The organism is Spirosoma migulaei (assembly GCF_054776855.1).
The window spans coordinates 201047-221419 of the sequence record NZ_BAAHBG010000002.1 but is presented as its reverse complement, the minus strand read 5'-3'; the positions used below and the strand labels follow the sequence as shown (position 1 = coordinate 221419).

General features: G+C 47.8%; 15 protein-coding genes. 7 read left to right on the top strand and 8 right to left on the bottom strand.

All coding sequences use genetic code 11. The annotated features are described in order from the left end of the window. Positions 1 to 37: 37 nt before the first annotated feature. Positions 38 to 700: a phosphatidylserine decarboxylase family protein gene (locus tag ACYVGO_RS02015; RefSeq protein WP_460967184.1), complete on the top strand. Its 663-nt coding sequence runs from the start codon at positions 38 to 40 to the stop codon at positions 698 to 700. 48 nt (positions 701 to 748) lie between these two features. On the opposite strand, the gene ACYVGO_RS02010 is transcribed toward ACYVGO_RS02015, so the two are convergent. After that, positions 749 to 1552: an SMP-30/gluconolactonase/LRE family protein gene (locus ACYVGO_RS02010; protein WP_460967182.1), complete on the bottom strand. Its 804-nt coding sequence runs from the start codon at positions 1550 to 1552 to the stop codon at positions 749 to 751. A 241-nt stretch (positions 1553 to 1793) separates the two neighbouring features. Here ACYVGO_RS02010 and ACYVGO_RS02005 point away from each other — a divergent pair, with 241 nt between their 5' ends. Then, positions 1794 to 3425 carry a GMC family oxidoreductase gene (locus ACYVGO_RS02005; RefSeq protein WP_460967181.1) on the top strand — a complete coding sequence of 544 codons (1632 nt, stop codon included), beginning with the start codon at positions 1794 to 1796 and terminating at the stop codon, positions 3423 to 3425. Between the two features lie 94 nt (positions 3426 to 3519). Here ACYVGO_RS02005 and ACYVGO_RS02000 read toward each other — a convergent pair whose 3' ends face one another. The 4 genes from ACYVGO_RS02000 to ACYVGO_RS01985 form a co-directional block, all read right to left on the bottom strand. Further along, a complete protein-coding gene (locus ACYVGO_RS02000; protein ID WP_460967179.1) occupies positions 3520 to 4617 on the bottom strand; it encodes an alginate O-acetyltransferase AlgX-related protein in 1098 nt (365 codons plus the stop codon). Positions 4618 to 4641: 24 nt separating this feature from the next. Then, positions 4642 to 6096, bottom strand: coding sequence for an MBOAT family O-acyltransferase (locus tag ACYVGO_RS01995; protein WP_460967178.1), 1455 nt, complete (start codon positions 6094 to 6096; stop codon positions 4642 to 4644). Positions 6097 to 6207: 111 nt separating this feature from the next. Further along, positions 6208 to 6840, bottom strand: a complete 633-nt coding sequence (locus ACYVGO_RS01990; protein WP_142770175.1) for a hypothetical protein — start codon at positions 6838 to 6840, stop codon at positions 6208 to 6210. Positions 6841 to 6880: 40 nt separating this feature from the next. Continuing rightward, positions 6881 to 7510, bottom strand: a complete 630-nt coding sequence (locus ACYVGO_RS01985; protein ID WP_460967176.1) for an MgtC/SapB family protein — start codon at positions 7508 to 7510, stop codon at positions 6881 to 6883. 136 nt (positions 7511 to 7646) lie between these two features. Between ACYVGO_RS01985 and ACYVGO_RS01980 the strand changes: the two genes are divergently transcribed. The 5 genes from ACYVGO_RS01980 to ACYVGO_RS01960 all read left to right on the top strand — a co-directional run bounded on the left by ACYVGO_RS01980 (position 7647) and on the right by ACYVGO_RS01960 (position 18209). Next, complete coding sequence (locus ACYVGO_RS01980; RefSeq protein WP_460967174.1) at positions 7647 to 10625, top strand: excinuclease ABC subunit UvrA; 2979 nt, start codon at positions 7647 to 7649, stop codon at positions 10623 to 10625. Between the two features lie 100 nt (positions 10626 to 10725). After that, the gene (locus ACYVGO_RS01975) at positions 10726 to 13110 is read left to right on the top strand and encodes a DUF11 domain-containing protein (RefSeq protein ID WP_460967172.1); all 2385 of its coding nucleotides are present in this window, start codon (positions 10726 to 10728) and stop codon (positions 13108 to 13110) included. Between the two features lie 125 nt (positions 13111 to 13235). Further along, positions 13236 to 16010 (top strand): DUF1553 domain-containing protein, encoded by a 2775-nt coding sequence (locus tag ACYVGO_RS01970; protein WP_460967170.1) that lies wholly within the window; start codon positions 13236 to 13238, stop codon positions 16008 to 16010. An 81-nt stretch (positions 16011 to 16091) separates the two neighbouring features. Next, positions 16092 to 17594 (top strand): DUF1501 domain-containing protein, encoded by a 1503-nt coding sequence (locus ACYVGO_RS01965; protein ID WP_460967168.1) that lies wholly within the window; start codon positions 16092 to 16094, stop codon positions 17592 to 17594. Positions 17595 to 17807: 213 nt separating this feature from the next. Further along, a complete protein-coding gene (locus tag ACYVGO_RS01960; RefSeq protein WP_246859377.1) occupies positions 17808 to 18209 on the top strand; it encodes a DMT family transporter in 402 nt (133 codons plus the stop codon). Between the two features lie 9 nt (positions 18210 to 18218). On the opposite strand, the gene gatC is transcribed toward ACYVGO_RS01960, so the two are convergent. From gatC to purH, 3 genes are all read right to left on the bottom strand, one after another. Continuing rightward, the gene (gene gatC / locus ACYVGO_RS01955; protein ID WP_460967166.1) at positions 18219 to 18506 is read right to left on the bottom strand and encodes an Asp-tRNA(Asn)/Glu-tRNA(Gln) amidotransferase subunit GatC; all 288 of its coding nucleotides are present in this window, start codon (positions 18504 to 18506) and stop codon (positions 18219 to 18221) included. A 32-nt stretch (positions 18507 to 18538) separates the two neighbouring features. After that, a complete protein-coding gene (locus ACYVGO_RS01950; protein ID WP_142770168.1) occupies positions 18539 to 19270 on the bottom strand; it encodes a lysophospholipid acyltransferase family protein in 732 nt (243 codons plus the stop codon). 103 nt (positions 19271 to 19373) lie between these two features. Beyond that, on the bottom strand, positions 19374 to 20373 hold a 1000-nt coding region (gene purH, locus ACYVGO_RS01945; RefSeq protein ID WP_460967164.1), incomplete at its 5' end, for a bifunctional phosphoribosylaminoimidazolecarboxamide formyltransferase/IMP cyclohydrolase.

The window sequence follows — 20373 nt, the reverse complement described above, 5'->3', positions numbered from 1 at the left end:
AAGAATACATCATACATAATATATCACACATCTTTCTATGCGCTTACATCGTGAAGGCAATACAATAATGCTTACAACAGGGCTGGTTTTACTGGCCCTGAACCTGCTCGCTTATTTTTACCTGTTTTCTGATAACCCAACTGCCACAACTTTATTAGGGGTCGTAAGTCTGGTGCTGTTTCTGCTGGTTGTGCAATTTTTTCGCATACCAAACCGGTTGTTAACAACCGGTGACACGCAAGTTATAGCTCCCGCAGACGGAAAAGTGGTAGTGATCGAGGAAACCAATGAAGACGAGTATTTTAAAGATCGTCGGCGGCAGGTGTCTATCTTTATGTCGCCCCTGAACGTACACGTGAATCGAAATCCTGTATCGGGTATTGTTCGGTATTTCAAGTATTTTCCAGGTAAATATTTAGTGGCGTGGCACCCAAAGTCTAGCACTGAGAACGAACGGACAACTGTAGTTATCCAAACCGCCAATGGCGTAGAAGTACTTTTACGCCAGATAGCCGGCGCCGTTGCCAGACGGATTATCTGGTACGTAAAAGAGGGACAACCCGTAAAACAGGGTGACGAATTTGGGTTTATTAAATTCGGCTCGCGTGTTGATGTGTTTCTTCCTTTAGACGCTGAAATTAAAGTGAATATCGGCGATGTTACCAAAGGGGGCGTTACTGTTATTGCAGAACTGAAGTAGGGAAGTAAGTGAAGTGAGTAGAGTTTGCAAACTCTACTCACTTCACTACTATACGATACTCAATAATTGTCCTTTCTCGGTCTCTGTGACAATAAGGCCCAGCTTTCCGGAAAGATCATAAATACAGTTCGATGGATTTTGCCCAGGCAATTTAATATCACGGACAAAGGCACCGTCAGCTGAAAAAACTCGAATAATACCTGCGCCAAAAACCGCTACGTATAGGTTTCCATCGGGACCAGGTGTTATCCCATCCGGACCAGGGATCGACGCTCCAACAGGTGCATCAATAACAGTTGCCCATACACGAATGGTCTCCCAACTTAATCCTTCTGAATCCCAATAGCCACTCCAAATCCGCTGTTGATGCGTTTCCGCGATCAGCAGTGTTTGTTTATCTGGATAAAAAGCTAATCCATTTGGATACAGTAATCCATCGGCAATAATTTCAACAAAGCCATTAGCTGAATAAACTACCACATATCCTTGTTGGCCTGCATCGGGCGGCCCTGGACATGTAATTAATAAATTGTTACGATCATCAAAGGTCAAATCATTAGGCATATTCAATGGCTGACCACTGACATGACTAATGACCGTTTCAATAGCTTCTGTTTTTAGGTTTAAGCGCCGGATGGCATTCTGGCCCGAGTCGCAGAACCACATAAAACCCATGTTACAGGCGAGTGCATTGGGGCGTCCACCCGTCTGAATTCGTTTTGTTTTGCCATTGCTGTAGCGGCAAAAAAGCCCCTCTCCTTCTTGTTCTACACACCAAAGGTTACCGTTCGTATCGAATGCCGGGCCTTCGGGAAAGCGTAGGCCTTCTGCCAGTACACGTATAGTATCCATAACATATCATCGTTGAGTCGTTGTATTCCATTCAAAAAATGTGCCGTGCTATCCACTAATGGCTACATTAAAATTTTGACCATTAAGTGTAAAGACAGCCAATCAATTTTTGTTCATAAACCTTATCATACGAACAGGTAAGCACAAAATCAGCTACTGGCTAACGACTGCCTATACACTAAAATTTAAACTATTTGATGAATTAATTATATATTCAACGAACAAATAACTCCTCTCCGGTATGAGGTTCGACTACATAATTATTGGTGCTGGATCGGCAGGTTGTGTACTGGCAAACCGCCTGTCGACAGATCCGTCTTTATCAGTGCTTTTATTAGAAGCGGGTGGTCCGGACACAAAACTGGAGATTCAAATTCCTGCTGCTTACACCAAACTGCACGGTTCAGCTGTTGATTGGGGCTTCTGGACGGAACCCCAGATGGCACTCAATAATCGACGGATGTATCAACCACGGGGTAAAACGTTAGGTGGGTGTTCATCAACCAATGCCATGGCCTATGTGCGTGGCAATCGACTTGATTACGACGATTGGGCAGCACTGGGTAATCGAGGATGGAGCTACCAGGATGTTCTTCCCTATTTTATCCGCTCAGAACACAATGAGCAATACGATCAGCTTGATTCGGGCTATCATGGCAATAAAGGTCCTTTGAATGTCACGTTCGCAACTGGTTTCCAAACACCTTTGGCGGGCGCATTCGTAAGGTCCTGCCTTCAAATGGGTATTTGTGCCAATTCCGATTATAATGGAGCTAAGCAAGAAGGTACGGGGCTCTTTCAGTTTACGATTAAAGATGGTCGACGACATAGTACAGCCTCAGCCTTCTTAAAACCAGCGTTCAATCGGCCTAATCTGACCGTTATTACGCAGGCACAAACCACTCAGATACATATTCAGCATGACCGGGCGACCGGGGTTGAGTTTCGTACGGGTAAAAATCAGACAGAAAGAGCCACTGCCCGCAAAGAAGTCATTTTATCGGCAGGGGCCTTCCATTCACCTCAGTTGTTGATGTTATCAGGAATTGGTCCTGTGGATACGCTCCGGTCGGCTGGTATTACAATAAAAAAAGAAGTGCCGGGAGTTGGGCAAAACTTGCAGGATCATGTTTTTACGGGCGTTAGCAGCCTGTGTTCGCAACGGGGCGCATCGGCCAATTTCCATCTCAAACCACTCAATCAACTGAAGGGATTAGCTCAGTTTTTCATAACCCATAAAGGGCCACTAACGATGAGCCCGCTCGAAGCCGTTGCCTTCCTGAAAACCGAGTATGCATCAACGAATGGCAATTCAGGCCGAGTCGATATGCAGTTGCATTTTGCACCAGTTCACTTTGGCAATGACGGCAAGGCTGATTTTTATGATCTAGCGACTTATCCCTTCACGGATGGCTATACCATTTTACCGACACTACTCAAGCCTAAAAGCCGGGGCTATATCGGCTTACGCTCCAGCAATCCGCTTGATGCCCCAGTTATTCAGCCAAACTATTTAACCGAAGAATCTGATCGATTGGTGTTGATTAGTGGGGTTCGAAAAGCCATCGATATAATGAATGCTGATGCATTTCGTCCCTACAGCCAAGGCATTAACTTACCCATTCACCATAGCTCCGATGATGCACTCTGGGAGCATATTCTGTCCGTGCTCGAAACGGTATACCATCCCGTAGGCACTTGCAAAATGGGGTCTGATGAGCTAGCCGTGGTGGATGATAAGCTTCGGGTATATGGCATTGAAGGCCTCCGGGTAGTCGATGCGTCTATTATGCCAACGATTGTATCAGGCAACACCAACGCACCCGTTATTATGATTGCGGAGAAAGCCGCCGATCTTATTTTGGGAATTTAGTGAAGTAAGTTGAGTGAGTGAAATAGGTGAAGTAAATCCCAAGCACTACTTCATACCCTAGCCTTACTCCACTCACTTCACCTACCCCACCAAATCAAAAACTTACCAATTGATTGATATTTCGCTCCACAATTTCTAGTACAACAATAGTAGGCCGCTCGGACTGAATAAGTGTGAGATCTAGTTTACCATCCCGCACAAAATAGGATTCACGGAAATAGGCGGGCAAGTACAGCATCATACTGTTACTAAATGAATCGCCGATGAACAGCAAACGGCCGGATCCTGATCCCGAAAAACGTTGGGATGGGAACGCGATATTCGCGCTCGGTATAGAAGCTAGTTGATGGCTTACCAGCTTAGCGTCAGGGCGAATTACGTACTCTCCATTTTCGTTTATAGCATCCTGCAAGGTCAGCATGGTGGTTAAATCGCCACTTGTACCCTGGCAATGCTTAATGGTATAATCTGATGCATTCATCAGCGGAAACATAGGCCAATCCTGTCTGATACGTTTCAGTAAAGCCGCGCAGCCAACCAGTGTTCCGTACTTATTCCAATGAGTATCAGTCTGATAATACACTATATGATCGCGCTTGGCAGCCAGTAGCGTATCCCGAATGTCGATAAATGGTAGGCTAGTCTTGGCAATTGCCTGTTTGAGTACATCCAGACGTGAAGGCCCTTTCGTTTGCTGTAGATGGTCGGGCACGTATTCAGGGTAGATTGTTTGTGCATCAGGAGCAATCAACACATAGAGCTTAATTCCCTGCTCAGCTAACTCCTGCTGCTTTTGGGCCAGATGAGTGGCAATGCGTGCGGCTGATGTATCAGCTAGTGGAACTAACCCTCGATGCTGATCGACAACCCGGTTATAACTGTTCCCCAGATAAAACCAGCCTTTTTTTCCAACAACAACTTTTTCGGGTAAGGGCGATTGCCCCAGTACCTTGTATTTCCATCGGCTATACACATAAAACAGCGCATTCCGCCCCCCAAAATTCTCTTTGTAATAGCGATCAAACCGGATTACAAATTGCCGAACGTAGGGAAAATGCAACAACGGCATACGACTGCGTTGCCGGTTCTCGGTATTTCTGAACAAGGTTGACAGTCCAACAACTTGATCAAGCGTTGGAAGGAGCAGCATAATGGCGAAAACAACAGCAATTAAGCGTGATCGTACTTGCATGAGTTACGGGAGCCTGGTCAAACGTTAGAACCGGAAATAGATAAATGGATTGTAGGTGTCAGCGGCCAGATACGCTACTGAAAGCACAAAGAGACCAACAAGCCCCAGCATGTAGGCTACACTTAATGTAGTCTGGACTGGCAGTGACACGATACGTAGTAGCAACCGATACCAGACCAACTGAAACCGTTGATAAACAGGCATCGACAAGATGAACCCAAGTATAAGCGCACTGCTGACTTCAGTATTCAGGAAATAAGTCAATGGAAAAGCAAGGCGTCCTACTGACCCCATACCAGCCATTTTCTGCAAGTAAGTCACTGCTGATGCCAGGTCTTCAGCCCTGAAGAATACCCAGCCAATCAACACCACCAGGATCGCATACAGGTGAGCAATTGGAGCCCATACCCGTTCCAGCCATTTACCCAGCCCTGCCCGCTCCACCATTACCCAGGCACCATGATACAATCCCCAGATAATAAACGTCCAGCTGGCTCCATGCCAAAGGCCCGTTACAAAAAATACGATCAGCAGATTACGGTAGGTTCGGGCTTTGCTCCCCCTGTTTCCACCCAGTGGAATGTATAGGTAATCACGAAACCAGCTTGACAAGGAGATATGCCAGCGTCGCCAGAAATCCTGAATAGAACGGGCAATATAAGGGTAATTGAAGTTCTCTTTGAAATCGAATCCTACCATCTTTCCCAAGCCAATTGCCATATCGGAATAGCCCGAAAAATCGAAGTAGATCTGAAGTGAGTAGGCAACGATTCCCAGCCAGGCCGTTGCGGTGGAGTAACTATCCGGCGGAGCCTTGAAAATTGTATCGGCCACACCGGCAAATGTGTTGGCGAGTATGATTTTTTTAGCCAGACCAATAACAAAGCGTTCAGCCCCAACGCCAACCTTTTCCAGGCTAACAGTTCTATCGGCGAGTTCGGGGGCAATGTCGGCATATCGAACAATGGGACCTGCAATCTGGTGCGGAAACATGGCCACATACGTACCATAATCCAGAAAACTACGGTTGGCCCGAATACGACCCCAGTAAATGTCTAAGGTGTAGGAAATGCCCTGAAATGTATAAAAACTGATGCCAATCGGGAGTGCAATGGGTGATACGGTAAGACTATCGGAGAAAGGTAACGCAAATGCTTCCGCAAAACCATGTACCGAATCGACCAGAAAATTGGTGTATTTGTAATAGAACAGTAATGACAAACTACCAATCAGTGACAGCAGTACCCCGGCCCGTCGCTGCCCTTTTTCAACAAGCCATCCGGCCAGGAAATTTATACCCGCCGACAGCAGCAACACCAACACAATTATTCCTTCTCCCCAGGCATAAAACAGTAAACTGGCACCAAACAAAAAAGCATTATGCCAGCGCATACCATGCCAACGCTGAGGCAGCAAGTAATAGATAATCAGGAAGTACGGGAGAAACAGAAATAAAAAGATGGCCGAACTAAAGAGCATACTCCAGACAATAAGTCAGGCCAAAGTTAGCGGAAAGGACCAGAATGTGAAAAGGGATCAAAGAGCCATTATACCTCCCTGATCCCTTTGCCTAATTCCCTCGCCAGCTCTCTAAAAGAACGATAACCGCAACACAAACGGGCTACCGTAAATGGTACGGGCTAATGAGTTATCGTTATAATTCAAGTTGTATAACGCAGTTAGATTGACCCCAAATCGGCGCGAAATCGGTTGTGAGTATGTTACACCCACCAACGGAGAGGTTAAGGCTGCACTCGACTTAAGTCCGGTTTGGTTCTCCGTTTCCTGAATAGTGGTGCTCTCAAGTTCCCCATGCAGATACAGATTTGGTAGAATCGACGGAATAAATTCATACATCACAAAACCCCGGCCACCATACTGGTTATAAGTCAGGTACGGAACAGTTGCTCCGGTGTTTGTATACGCTTTATAACGTGTGTAGGTATAACTTCCACCAATACCAACAATCATACGCTCCGTAGCCTGGTAAGCAACAACGGGTGAAATGCCCAAACTAAACGGATTGCCGAAACGAAATCCATTGATGCCGCCCCCAAACCGAAGCCGCTGTCCGAAGGGTAAAGGACGGCCTTCGGGTGTTTGTGTCCGTAACGGATCACGTCCCTGGTCACGCCGATCATCAGGATCCTCGGTAAGTTGCCCAAATGCCAGACTACTACTCAATAAAGCGGTGATAAACAGTAACTTTCGAATATGATTCATGTTGTTTTGTACAGAATAAAACTTATACTAAGTAACGAAATCAGAACGTAAATTCTTTTACTTCAGGGTCATTCAATAAACGTTTAATACATTTTTCATGGTTTTTCTCCGAACCATCAACACGCCAGTGTCCAATAATTTCGGTACCAATGCGTTGCTGCTGACTTCGCGTTGGTGACAGGCCGCATTCTTCGAAAAATGTCTCGTATTGATTCAGCGTTTTATTATGGAACGCTGTCACAATTTTATAATCGCGGGTTTGGTTCATTTTCTGAATCCGATTGGCAAATCCTACCAATAACAGCAGAGAGCCTAAAATAAACACGAACCCAACGATAGCAATATCATAATGACCCGCGCCCACGCACATACCTAACGCAGATACAGCCCAAACCGTTGCAGCCGTAGTAAGGCCTTTTACACGACTATCTTCCCGAAAGATGATCCCAGCCCCCAGAAAGCCAATACCATTAACAATGTTGGCCGCAATCCGATCTCCAGATCCACCAATTCGGCCCGAGACCATGGTAAATAGAGCCGAGCCGACACAGATCATAATCATGGTCCGAAAACCAGCGGCCTTACCGTGATACTCGCGTTCAACCCCAATCAGCCCACCAATAACCAGCGCGGCACTTAATCGAATAATGTCTTCTTCTGCAAAATCCATTTGTTTCGTTAGCAACTAGATGACCCTCAGAAACCGCACAACGTTGTATTTGTCCGCGAAGAAAAGCTTTCAGGAGAAACCATATTTCGAAATAAACCGTTAAAATTTAGATAGAGTTTACCCTCAATACTATAGAATGACCCAGATCACGGAAACAGAACGCCAGACGGCCAGTCCGATGCGTTCGGTTGACCATCTTGACCCCAAACAGTTCATTATCATCAAAGGGGCGAAAGTACATAATCTAAAAGGAATTGACGTTGCCATACCCCGCAACAAATTAGTTGTCCTGACTGGCTTATCGGGTTCGGGCAAATCTTCTTTGGCTTTCGATACCCTGTTTGCTGAAGGCCAGCGCATGTATGTCGAAAGTCTGAGCAGTTATGCCCGGCAGTTTTTGGGCCGGATGGAGAAACCCGAAGTCGAGTATATAAAAGGGGTTTCGCCAGCCATTGCCATCGAGCAGAAAGTATCGACCCGAAATCCGCGCTCTACCGTTGGCACCTCTACCGAAATCTATGACTATCTGAAATTACTTTTTGGGCGGGCGGGCGTTACCTACTCCCCTATTTCGGGCCACGAAGTTCGGAAAGATACGGTTACGGATGTTGTCAATTATATGTACGGTTACGAAGCGGGTCAGCGGGTCATGATTATGGCTCCGTTGCGGGTTCGCGAAGGCCGGACACTGGCGTATGAGCTGAATATCCTGCTTCAAAAAGGCTATACCCGTATTGTTGCTGATGGCAACGTGCTACAAATTGAGGATATTTTAGCGTTTGCTACTGACGGACAACAGCCGCTGGACACGCTTGTTGAGCAGCAACTCTCTGCCAACGATCTGGAAATCCTCGTTGACCGGGGAACCGTACTTTACGACGAGAACGGTCAGCCTGACGAAGACAACCAGTACCGATTCTCCGACTCCGTCCAAACCGCTTTCAGCGAGGGAGAAGGCAGTTGCCGGGTCGATATAGTTGGGAAGGAATCACGCATCTTCTCCGATAAATTTGAGTTGGATGGCATTGTCTTTGAAGAGCCAAGTGTCAATCTGTTCACGTTTAACAACCCCTATGGCGCCTGCCGTCGATGCGATGGATTTGGGAAAGTGCTGGGCATTGATCCTGATTTAGTTATTCCCGATAAAAACCTTTCTGTTTTTGAAGGAGCCATTGCCCCCTGGCGAAGCGAGAAAATGAGCGAGGAGTTTTTGCGTCCTTTACTTAAAAATGGGATTCGTTTTGATTTCCCTATCCACCGGCCTTACAAAGACCTTACGCCCGCCGAGCAGGAATTGCTCTGGACAGGCAATACCTATTTCGATGGGCTGAACGCCTTCTTTGACTTTGTTGAAAGTCAGACCTTCAAAGTACAGTATCGGGTTATGCTCTCCCGCTATCGGGGCAAAACAACCTGTCCAGAGTGCCGGGGATCACGGTTACGCAAAGATGCGGGCTACGTAAAAGTGGCTGGTAAGTCCATTACCGATCTGGTACTGATGCCTATTACGCAGGTAACAGCCTTTTTCCGGACGCTCGAACTTCCTCAAACGCAGCGGCAGGTTGCGAATCGGATACTGATCGAAATTCGAAATCGCCTGGATTATATGGAACGCGTCGGTCTGGGCTACCTTACCCTAAATCGACTCACCAACACACTTTCGGGTGGTGAATATCAGCGCATTAAGCTGGCTACTTCGCTGGGTTCGGCACTGGTTGGGTCTATGTATATTCTGGATGAGCCCAGTATTGGTCTGCATCCCCGCGACACGAAACGCCTGGTCAGTGTCCTGGAATCGCTACGTGACATGGGCAATACAGTCATTGTAGTTGAACATGAAGAAGAAGTGATGCGGGCCGCCGACCAGCTCATCGACATTGGTCCTGATGCCGGTTCACTAGGCGGCCATCTGGTATTTCAGGGAACGTGGGATGAAGTTGATAATGCAAAATGGCTAATGAATAATGAACAGGGGGCGTCAGATAATAGACCATCAGACTCCGAGCATTATCCATTAGCCATTAATCATTATCCATTTCAGTCCCACACCCTCGACTTCCTCACAGGCCGCGAGATTGTACCTGTGCCTACTTTTCGAAGGAAAGCAACCAACTTTATTGAACTGAAAGGCGCGCGGGAAAACAACCTTAAGGATGTAGATGTACGCTTCCCGCTTAATACGCTAACAGTTGTAACGGGCGTATCAGGGTCGGGTAAAAGTACACTGATCCGGAAAGTGCTGTATCCAGCGCTGATGCGGCAAAAAGGCGACGCAGCCGAAGAGGCAGGTAAATATGATGCCCTGACGGGTTCACTTGACCGGATTGCGGCTATTGAAATGATTGACCAGAATCCAATTGGCAAATCGAGCCGTTCGAATCCAGTTACCTATATCAAAGCCTATGATTATCTGCGACAGGTGATGGCCGATCAGCCAGTATCAAAATCGCGGGGGTATAAACCGAGCCATTTCTCGTTCAACGTGGATGGTGGCCGCTGTGAGGTGTGTCAGGGCGAAGGCGAAGTGAAGATCGAGATGCAGTTCATGGCCGACATTTACCTCAAGTGCGAAGGTTGTGGCGGAAAACGGTTCAAGCAGGAAGTCCTGGAAGTAACGTTGCACGACAAAAACGTGTCGGATATTCTGGCTATGACGGTTGATGAAGCTATTGACTTCTTCCGGAAATTCGAGCCTAAAATGGCCGATAAACTACAACCGTTACAGGATGTAGGCCTGGGTTATATTGGGCTGGGGCAATCGGCAAATACACTTTCTGGCGGTGAGGCCCAGCGTGTTAAACTGGCATCGTTCTTAGGAAAAGGAAATCCAAACAAAGGCGGTACCCTATTCATTTTTGACGAGCCCACTACGGGTCTGCACTTCCATGACATCCGTAAATTGCTTTCTGCCATCAACGCGCTGGTCGATCAGGGAGATTCGGTCATCATCATCGAGCATAATATGGAAGTCATCAAAAATGCCGACCACATTATTGACCTCGGCCCGGAAGGTGGCGAAACAGGTGGCTACGTGACCTTTACCGGCACTCCCGAAGAAATGGTAAAACTGACTGATGGGAATTATACGGCGGAGTATCTGAAGGGGAAAGTTTAATATCTATTGTAGCCTAGAGCTTTAGGGTATCAAAAATGTAGTTCTAGGCTACAAACGAACTTTCCCGTAATTTCGCAGCAGTAAATGTACCTGTTGCTTCATGTCCACATTTCTTAAATGGGCTTTACTCCTAATTTTATCTCCGTTGTTGGGTGTAGCCCAACTCCAGATTTCGCACCCTATGTCGCGCCTTGTGGTGCAACGTGGGGCAGACGGCAACGGACGCCTTTACATAGCAGGCAGGTTAACAAGCACAGTTGATCGGGTAGAAGCCCAGTTAACACCAGTTGCAGCAGGGCAGGGCACAACAACGGCCTGGCAAACCGTGCAGACCAATCCGGCCAATAATCTTTTTCTGGGGTACATAACTGGCACTGGCGGCTGGTATGTACTTACAGTGAGGAGCATTGTAAACAATGTTGTAACAGCACAGGCCACCGTGCAGCCAGTTGGCATTGGCGAAGTGTTCGTTACAGCTGGTCAATCAAACGCACGAGGTTTGGGCATTGGTGATAATGACCTCGGTACAAATACTGACCGGGTCAACGCTATTGATTCCATCAATCATTACTATCCGCCGGGTAATGTTGCCCTTTTCTCATCGGGTGATCCTTCTCCAGTGCCAGTCTTTAAAGCCCTTACGGCCAAACGACGTGTATTTCCTATGGCCGAGAGTTCATGGGGCTGGGGTGAATTAGGTGATTACATTGTCAATCGGTACAATGTTCCGGTGGCCTTCTATGTCACAGGCTGGGACGGCTCAACGATAGAAAACTGGATTAACTCGGCCAACGGCATTCCAACCTGCAATCGGTATAATTGCGACAGCGGGAACTGGCCTAATCTGCAACCATACACAAATCTTAAAAATGTAATGCAGTATTATCTGTCCGTGTCGGGAGCTCGGGCAGTGCTTTGGCATCAGGGAGAAGCAGAATATGGCGATCTATCATCTGGTAGTATCCCTGCATACGCAACTAATTTAACCAATCTTATTCAAAAGTCACGACAGGATTTTGGAGGACGGAATCTACCCTGGATGGTAGCCCGTGTTTCTTTTGACGGGAGTGTAACACGGTCTGATGTAATCACGAAGCAACAGCAGGTCATTAATACGTCGGGTTTAAACGTGTTTCAGGGGCCCTACAATGATACAATCCAACTCCGAAATGCAGGGACAAATGATGTACACTTTCGTAACAACAGTCGTCCTTCTCCCCATCCGCAATATTACCTGAACCCAGCTTCAGTTCCTCTGAACATGGGTTTGTCTCGATTTGCCCGAAACTGGAATAATAGCCTGGACAATGCATTTTTTCAGAATGCACAGCCAATTACACCCATTCAATTTGCAGCTACGGGAAATCTGGCGAATTATGTACTACCCGGCTCTACAGTAGCGGTATCCTTCGTTACGCTCGGCACATTCAATTCAGGTAACCAATGGCAGGTGCAACTGCTCGATTCGCTGGGGCAATATAAAAGTGTTCTGGGTAGCGGCTCCACCAGCCCGATTCAGGTAACATTGCCCAGCAATTTGCAAAGTGGGCATTTTCAGATTCGGGTCGTATCGACATCACCGGCTATACCCGCCGTACCGTCCAACCTATTTCAGATAACCACCCAAACGCAGGCAGATTTGAGCCTGGAGATGGCTGTTTCGCAACGAACGCCAGACCTGAATACACCTGTTACAATCAGTTTACTCGTTCGTAATAATGGACCAGGACAGGCAACTAATGTACTGGTTCGAAATCGGTTGCCAACTAATTTAACCTTTGTATCATCCGCAAATTTTTCGGCTAATGGCTCCGTACTGACCAGTTCGATCATGAATATACAGGCGGGCACCACGCAATCACTGAGTTTTGTGGCTCAGCCAACGGCTAGCGGCACCTACCAAAATGCAGCGGAAATTTCGCAGGCCACGTCCAATGATCCTGATAGCCAGCCCAATTCGGGTACAGGCGATGGCCAGGATGATGCCGCTCAGGTAGACTTCCGAACCCGTCAGGTTGGTGGCTCTGTGTTCGTGTCCCCCAACCCAAATCAGGTTCCATTACCTAATGTCATTAGCAATCAGCCTGTACCCGACCCCGCCAAAGCCGATGTGAGCATACGCCTGTCGGTCAATAATCGAACCCCAAGATTGAATGAAGTTATTAGTTACTCGCTGACCATTACCAATCAAGGCGGTTTATCGGCAACGGGATTAAGTATAACGGCTTACTTGCCTGCTGGCCAGGCATTCTTACCGGGTGACGACTTTGGTTTATCAGGCGGCAATCCTACAAGTGGTATAAGCAGTTTGCCTGCTGGCAGTAGCTTTACGTTGATTTTTCGAGCAACCGCAACAGCTGTTGGGCGAGGAGTGTGCACGGCCCAGATTGTGGCTGCTACAACATCTGACCCAGACTCCGTTCCAGGAAACGGCACTACGAATGGCGAAGATGACACAGCTCAGGTAGACGTCCGTGTGCGGTAACGTAGCCGCTCAACCTGAACGGTTTAGGCTAATTCTTCGTTAAAATTACATTCCTCAGTGAGTTGACTAGTACAAAAACGAGTTCATCTGCTTTTAGTAGCTGGCGATGTGCCTGTATCAATTTTATGAGAACTCAATGGATACTTGTTGGCGTGGCAGGCTTGGCAATGGCCTTATTGCTTTCATCATTTCTCGGAATTTTCGAGAAGCGAGTGGACTACAATACCCAAATTAAGCCTTTACTCAACAAAAACTGCATTGTCTGTCACGGGGGCGTAAAAAAAGCAGCCGGCTTTTCGCTCCTGTTTAAGCAGGAAGCCCTTGCTCCAGCCAAATCGGGTAAACTCGCCATTGTTCCCGGCGATGCCGAAGCCAGTGAAATGATCCGTCGGCTTACGCTGACCGACCCTGACGAACGAATGCCACTCGATCATCCGGCTCTGAAACCCGACGAAATTGATCTACTTCGAAAATGGATTGACCAGGGAGCCGAGTGGGGTGACCATTGGGCGTACCAACCTGTTCAAAAACCAGCTGTTCCCGCAATTGGTACGTTTTTGAGTCGGCTGGGTATCTCAGCAAATGATGAAACCGATTGGGCAACGAATGAAATCGACAATTTTATTCTTGATAAACTGAAACAGGATGGCTTAAAACCCTCTCCCGAAGCCGATCGGGCAACGTTGATCCGGCGGGTATCGCTTGACCTGATAGGCCTCCCACCTACCGAAAAGGAAGTAGCCGATTTTTTGGGTAATAAATCGCCGGATGCCTACGAAAAAGTTGTTGACCGGCTGCTTAAGTCACCGGCTTATGGCGAACGCTGGACCGGTATGTGGCTTGATTTGGCCCGTTACGCCGATACCAAAGGGTATGAACGCGATCCAGGCCGTAAAATATGGCGCTATCGGGATTGGCTCATCAAAGCCTTTAATCAGGACAAACCCTTCGATCAATTCACGATTGAGCAACTGGCGGGCGATTTATTACCCGATCCTACTGATGATCAGCTCATTGCAACGGGCTTCCATCGCAATACCATGACGAATGACGAGGGCGGTACGCAGGACGAAGAGTTTCGCACGGCGGCCGTGATCGACCGGGTCAACACAACCTGGGATGTATTTGGGGGAACAACTTTTGCCTGCATCCAATGCCATAGTCACCCTTACGACCCATTTACGCACGACGAATATTACAAATACCTCGCGTTTTTCAACAATACCCGCGACGAAGATGTGACGAGCGATACCCCAACACTCCGATTTTATAAACCCGAAGACTCACTCAAACTTGTTGGTTTACAACACTATATAGCCAGTACCCTCCGTAATCCGCAACAAGCCAAGGCCAGCATCAATCAGTTTACCCATCTGGTTCGAACGGTTGAGCCTAAAATTAATTCGCACGATTTCGATCAATATGTGAATGCGTCTCTTCTTGATGCGAAGTATTTTGGTTTTCAGGATAAAGGCTCATGCCGGATCAAAAACGTAACGCTAACCGGACGACCACGACTACTACTAAAATGGGGTACAAAAGCAACCAATGCTACAGTTACACTTCACCAGGATAAGCTGGATGGTCCTGTTCTAGCGCAATTTCCCACACCCAAGCCGGGGAAAGATACCGTTCAGATGATTCTGCTGCCACCTATTCAGGGACGGCATAGTTTGTATCTATCGCTGAATAGTCCCGAAAAACCAAAAGACTGGGTGCAGATAAAGTGGGTGGCTTTTGTTGCTGTCCTACCCGGTCAGCCACAGAACGCTATTGGGGAGAAAGATAAAGTGCTGTTGGATCTTCTGAATACAGATACAGAACAAACGCCCATCATGCTCGATGGATCGGGCGATCTGGCCAGGGAAACCCACGTTTTTGAACGCGGCAACTGGATGGTAAAAGGCAAACGGGTGACACCCGATGTACCCAAGTCGTTTCCGGCAATGGACTCTAACCAGCCTAAAAACCGACTTGGTCTGGCCCGCTGGATGGTGAGTCGGGAGCACCCGCTAACGGCGCGCGTGGCCGTAAACCGGTTTTGGGAACAGCTGTTCGGTACAGGTATTGTTGAAACCGTGGAAGATATGGGTACGCAGGGCATTCAACCCACCCATCAGGAACTGCTCGATTATTTGGCGGCAGAGTTCATGGAAACAGACCAGTGGAGTGTAAAAAAACTCTTAAAAAGGATGGTGATGTCGGCTACGTATCGGCAACAATCGAATGCTTCGCCGGAACTGATCGCCAAAGACCCTTATAACAAACTATTGGCTCGTGGGCCACGCGTTCGTTTATCTTCCGAAGCGGTACACGATCAGGCCCTAGCCGTGAGTGGCCTGTTGAGCCATAAATTATACGGGCCCAGCGTAATGCCCATGCAGCCCGACGGCATCTGGCAGTCGCCCTACGATGGCGAAAGCTGGAAACAAAGCACGGGAGAAGACCTGCACCGACGCGCTTTGTACACCTACTGGAAACGAACCGCACCTTATCCGTCGATGGTAACGTTCGATAGCCCCAGTCGGGAATTCTGTCAACTACGCCGACTTCGGACTAATACGCCTTTACAGGCTTTAGTGACCCTCAACGACCCTGTTTATGTTGAAGCCGCCCAGAATTTAGCGGGCTTCATGCAGGCTCATGGTTCATCGCCAGAACGACAGATTCAAGCCGGTTTCCGGCGAGTTATGCTCCGCGACCTACCTCAGAAAAAGCTGGCCGTACTGCTTCGGCTTTACCAAAATACCGAGCAATACTACCGCCAGAAACCCGGTGAAGCAGAGAACTTACTAGATCGACTGGGCTTCAATTGTAAAAAGGTTTCGCCTGAGTTAGCCGCTTTAACCGTAACGGCCAATACGATGTTGAATCTGGATGAAGTAATTACGAAAGAATAAGCAACGCGGGCGGTCCGTGCGGTGGAAACCCACTTTTACATTTCATAGTGACAAAAAGCGGGTTTCCACCCGCATTACACAATGAACAAACTCCTTCAGGAACTCCAACAGGCAGCGGCCGAACGCGAAACAAGGCGGCATTTTCTACATACCTGTTCAACAGGACTGGGTGCTATGGCACTTAGCTCTGTTTTAGAAAGCTGCGGCTTTTTCGGAAAAAACGACCCTCAAAATAATACCGTTGGGAGTGCTTTGCCTTCTGGAGAACCGACAGCCCCTCACCCATCGCAGTTCTTACCCAAAGCACAACGGGTCATTTACATCCATATGGCTGGGTCGCCGAGTCAGTTGGAGTTGTTCGACTATAAGCCTGAACTAGCCAAGTATAATGGTAAAGACTGTCCGCAGGAATTGCTCGAAGGCAAAAAGTTTGCCTTTATTCGGGGGGTTCCGAAAATGCTGGGCCCACAGGGCAAATTCGCCCAACACGGGCAATCGGGTGCGTGGGTGTCTGACTATTTGCCCCATTTGCAGGGTGTTGTAGACGATATCACCTTCCTGAAAGCCATGCACACCGACCAGTTTAACCATGCGCCTGCCCAGTTGCTTATGCATACGGGAAGTGCCCGGCTGGGTCGCCCAAGTATGGGATCATGGGTAACGTACGGGCTTGGCACTGAAAACGATAATCTGCCGGGTTATATCGTCTTGGCATCGGGCGGCAAACAGCCCGATGCAGGTAAGTCCATCTGGGGCAGTGGCTTTTTACCAACGGTGTATCAGGGTGTTCAATGCCGTACCGATGGCGATCCGGTGCTGTACGCATCAGATCCTAGTGGCATGAACCGGGATGTTCGGAAGCAAACCATCGACGCCATCAGTCAGATCAATCAACAGCAGTACGACGATGTTAAAGATCCCGAAATCCTGACCCGTATTGCCCAATACGAATTAGCGTTTCGGATGCAAATGTCCGTACCTGATGCAATGGACATTAAGAGCGAGCCACAGTATATTCTGGACAGTTACGGCGTCGATCCAAACAAAGGCTCGTTTGCCCGGAACTGCCTGTTGGCCCGTCGGCTGGTTGAACGTGGGGTTCGGTTTGTACAGCTTTTTGACTGGGGTTGGGATACCCACGGCACCAGTGCCGACGGCTCAATTGACATTGGTCTTCACACAAAGTGTAAAGAATCAGACCAGGCTGTTGTTGCGCTACTGCAAGACCTCAAGCAGCGGGGCTTGTTAGATGATACGCTGGTAGTTTGGGGGGGCGAGTTTGGCAGAACACCCATGCAGGAAAATCGCGACGGGCAGGTGCTTCCTTTCATGGGACGCGATCACCATCTTGATGCCTTTACGGTTTGGATGGCGGGCGGTGGCGTTAAAAAAGGATTCTCCTATGGTGAAACCGACGATATTGGCTATTATGGGGTAAAAGATAAAGTACACGTCCACGACCTTCAGGCCACTATTTTACATTTGCTCGGCTTCGACCATACAAAACTTACCTACCAGTTCCAGGGCCGTCCCTTTAGATTGACAGACGTGGCGGGAAAGATTGTAAAACCTATCTTGGCGTAACTACCTTAGCCAATACTAAAAAAGGATCGAGCTAACCTCGGTCCTTTTTTATGCAATAAATGATTCATTTTATGCGCATTATTAGGCTCTTACAACGGGTTTTTAGACAAATTCCATTCTTAACTGTTATGGTAAAATAGAAACAATTTGTTAACCAGAGACGGTTGGATTCAGGGATGAATACTCGTTTCTTTCGCCTTTTTAGAAAAAGCCGTGATAAAGCAAAATATCCTATCGTGGCTGTATCTATTTGGTGCAGCAGCCTGCGAAATGGCCTGGACGTATTCGCTCAAATATATGCGATGGGATGATTTGAAAGCCCTTCGCTGGACCACATTTTACCGACTCGATGGGGGAATGCCTGCCTTGCTACCCTGGATAGCCTATGTTGTTTTCGGTATAGTTAATACAGTAATGCTGGCAGCTGCCATGCGCACCATATCCACAACAACCGCTTTTGCGGTCTGGATGGCCGTCTCACTGGTATTTATCAAAGCGGCCGATGTGATCTGGCTGAAGATCAGCTGGTCGTGGGGTGAATTATTTTTTATTCTCCTGATTACCGTAGGCATTATTGGCCTACGGATGGTCGGTCCAGCCGATGTTAACCCCTAATTATTTCTTCTATTCCAACACCTTAGGGACTTCAAAAAACTGCTCGTCGTGCTGAGGAGCATTGGAAAGCGCCCGTTCGCGAGACAATTGATTACCTACCACGTCGTCACGCAACACATTAGTTTCCATTGAAATATGCGTTAACGGTTCAACGCCCGTGGTGTCAATTTCGTTGAGTTGCTCCATCCAGGTCAATACGCCATTCAGGCTGTTGAGCAGATCGGCTTCCTCTTCTGGTTTTACGCCCAGCCGGGCCAGATGGGCAATTTTCTGCAATGTTTCGTGATCTACTTTCATGGCGAAAGAGCGAATGACTGAAAGAGCGAATGTTAAGCCACTACTTTCTTTCCGCTCATTAATTCAGCGTTTATAATTTTATACGTTTCTTCTTTTAAGCGTTCTATGTCGTCTGATGTCATCCCTTTTGTTTCGATAGGGGGATGAATGACGGCCCGAAGCGGATGCCAATGAAACCGAACCGGACTTTTATCAGGTAGAATCTGATAATTATTCAGCAGCGAAACCGGCACAATCGGTACTTGTTGCTGAATGGCCATCGTAAACGCACCGTCTTTAAAAGGTACCATCTGGGGTGGTTCGGGAGCTTTGATGCCTCCTTCCGGAAAAATCATAATGCTCCGTCCCGATGCCAACGTCCGAATCGATTTAGCTAATGAATAAGCCCGACTGTTCGGCTGGCTTCGGTCCACCTGAACGTGCAACTTAGCGAACATATAGCCCAACAGGGGAATATGCTTCACGTCGCTTTTACCAACGAACGCGTAGTAGTTTTTCACAACCACGCCCATTACGGCTATGTCCAGATACGAAAAATGGTTCGCGCAGAATACATAGGTTCGGTCAGGATCGGGTCGAAACCGGCGATCAATCCGAACCGGAATACCTATTCCGACAAAAAACAACATCCCCCAGATTGAGTTGATTTTATGGGCGATGGGTTTCCATGAGTCGCGTTGCAAAAACACAAACTGGAACGGGAACAGCACGATGTACAGCACTATCAAACAAATAGCGCACCAGATTGTGTAAAGGAGTCGCATAAAGTCTAGTTTTTGTCGTGCTGAGGAACGAAGCATCTTAAGGCGTCAAAACTTGAGAGTCAACTTACATTAAGATGCTTCGTTCCTCAGCATGACAAAAAAGTCAGTGTTTAAAATGCCTTACCCCAGTCGTGACCATGGCCAGACCGTTCTGATTGCAATAATCAATCGAATCCTGATCGCGAATAGAGCCGCCGGGTTGTACAACCGCCGTAATTCCCGCCTGACCCGCAATTTCAACACAGTCCGGGAACGGGAAAAATGCATCTGAAGCCATAACCGACCCATTCAGATCGAATCCAAACGAGTGTGCTTTTTCAATCGCTTGCTTCAACGCATCCACGCGTGACGTTTGCCCAACACCACTAGCTAAAAGCTGACCTTCTTTCGCCAGAACGATTGTGTTTGACTTCGTGTGCTTACACACTTTCAAAGCAAATTCCAGAGCTCGGTTTTCACTATCGGTTGGGACTTTCTGCGTAACAACCTTGAATTGGTCGGTTGTTTCGGTCTGGTTGTCCTTATCCTGCTCTAATACTCCGTTCAAAATCGTTTTGAACATGACCGTGGGTAGTGCCACAGCGTTGCGTTTGAGCAATATTCGGTTCTTTTTCGACTTGAGCAGGCTCAGGGCTTCGGGTGCATAATCGGGCGCAATCAGAATTTCCATAAAGAGCTTATTCAGTTCTTCGGCGGTTTCCAGATCAACTGGCGCGTTGGTGATTACCACACCGCCAAAAGCCGATACCGGATCGCAGGCGAGTGCACTTAGATATGCCCCTTTACTTGTTGGAGCGGTAGCAATCCCGCAGGCATTGGTATGTTTTATGATGGCAAACGCCTTGGCTTCATCATGAGAAAATTCATCAATCAAACTCACGCAGGCATCAACATCCACGAGGTTATTATAAGACAACTCCTTACCATGGAGCTTATCGAACATAGCCTCCAAATCACCGTAAAACGTTGCCTGCTGATGCGGATTTTCGCCATAGCGCAGGTGATTAGGTGGGAGGGTTTTGAAATCATAAATGGGCCCGGTTGTGCCCGCACGTTGTGTAGTTCCGGCAAAATAAGACTGAATGGCCGAATCATAGTGCGAC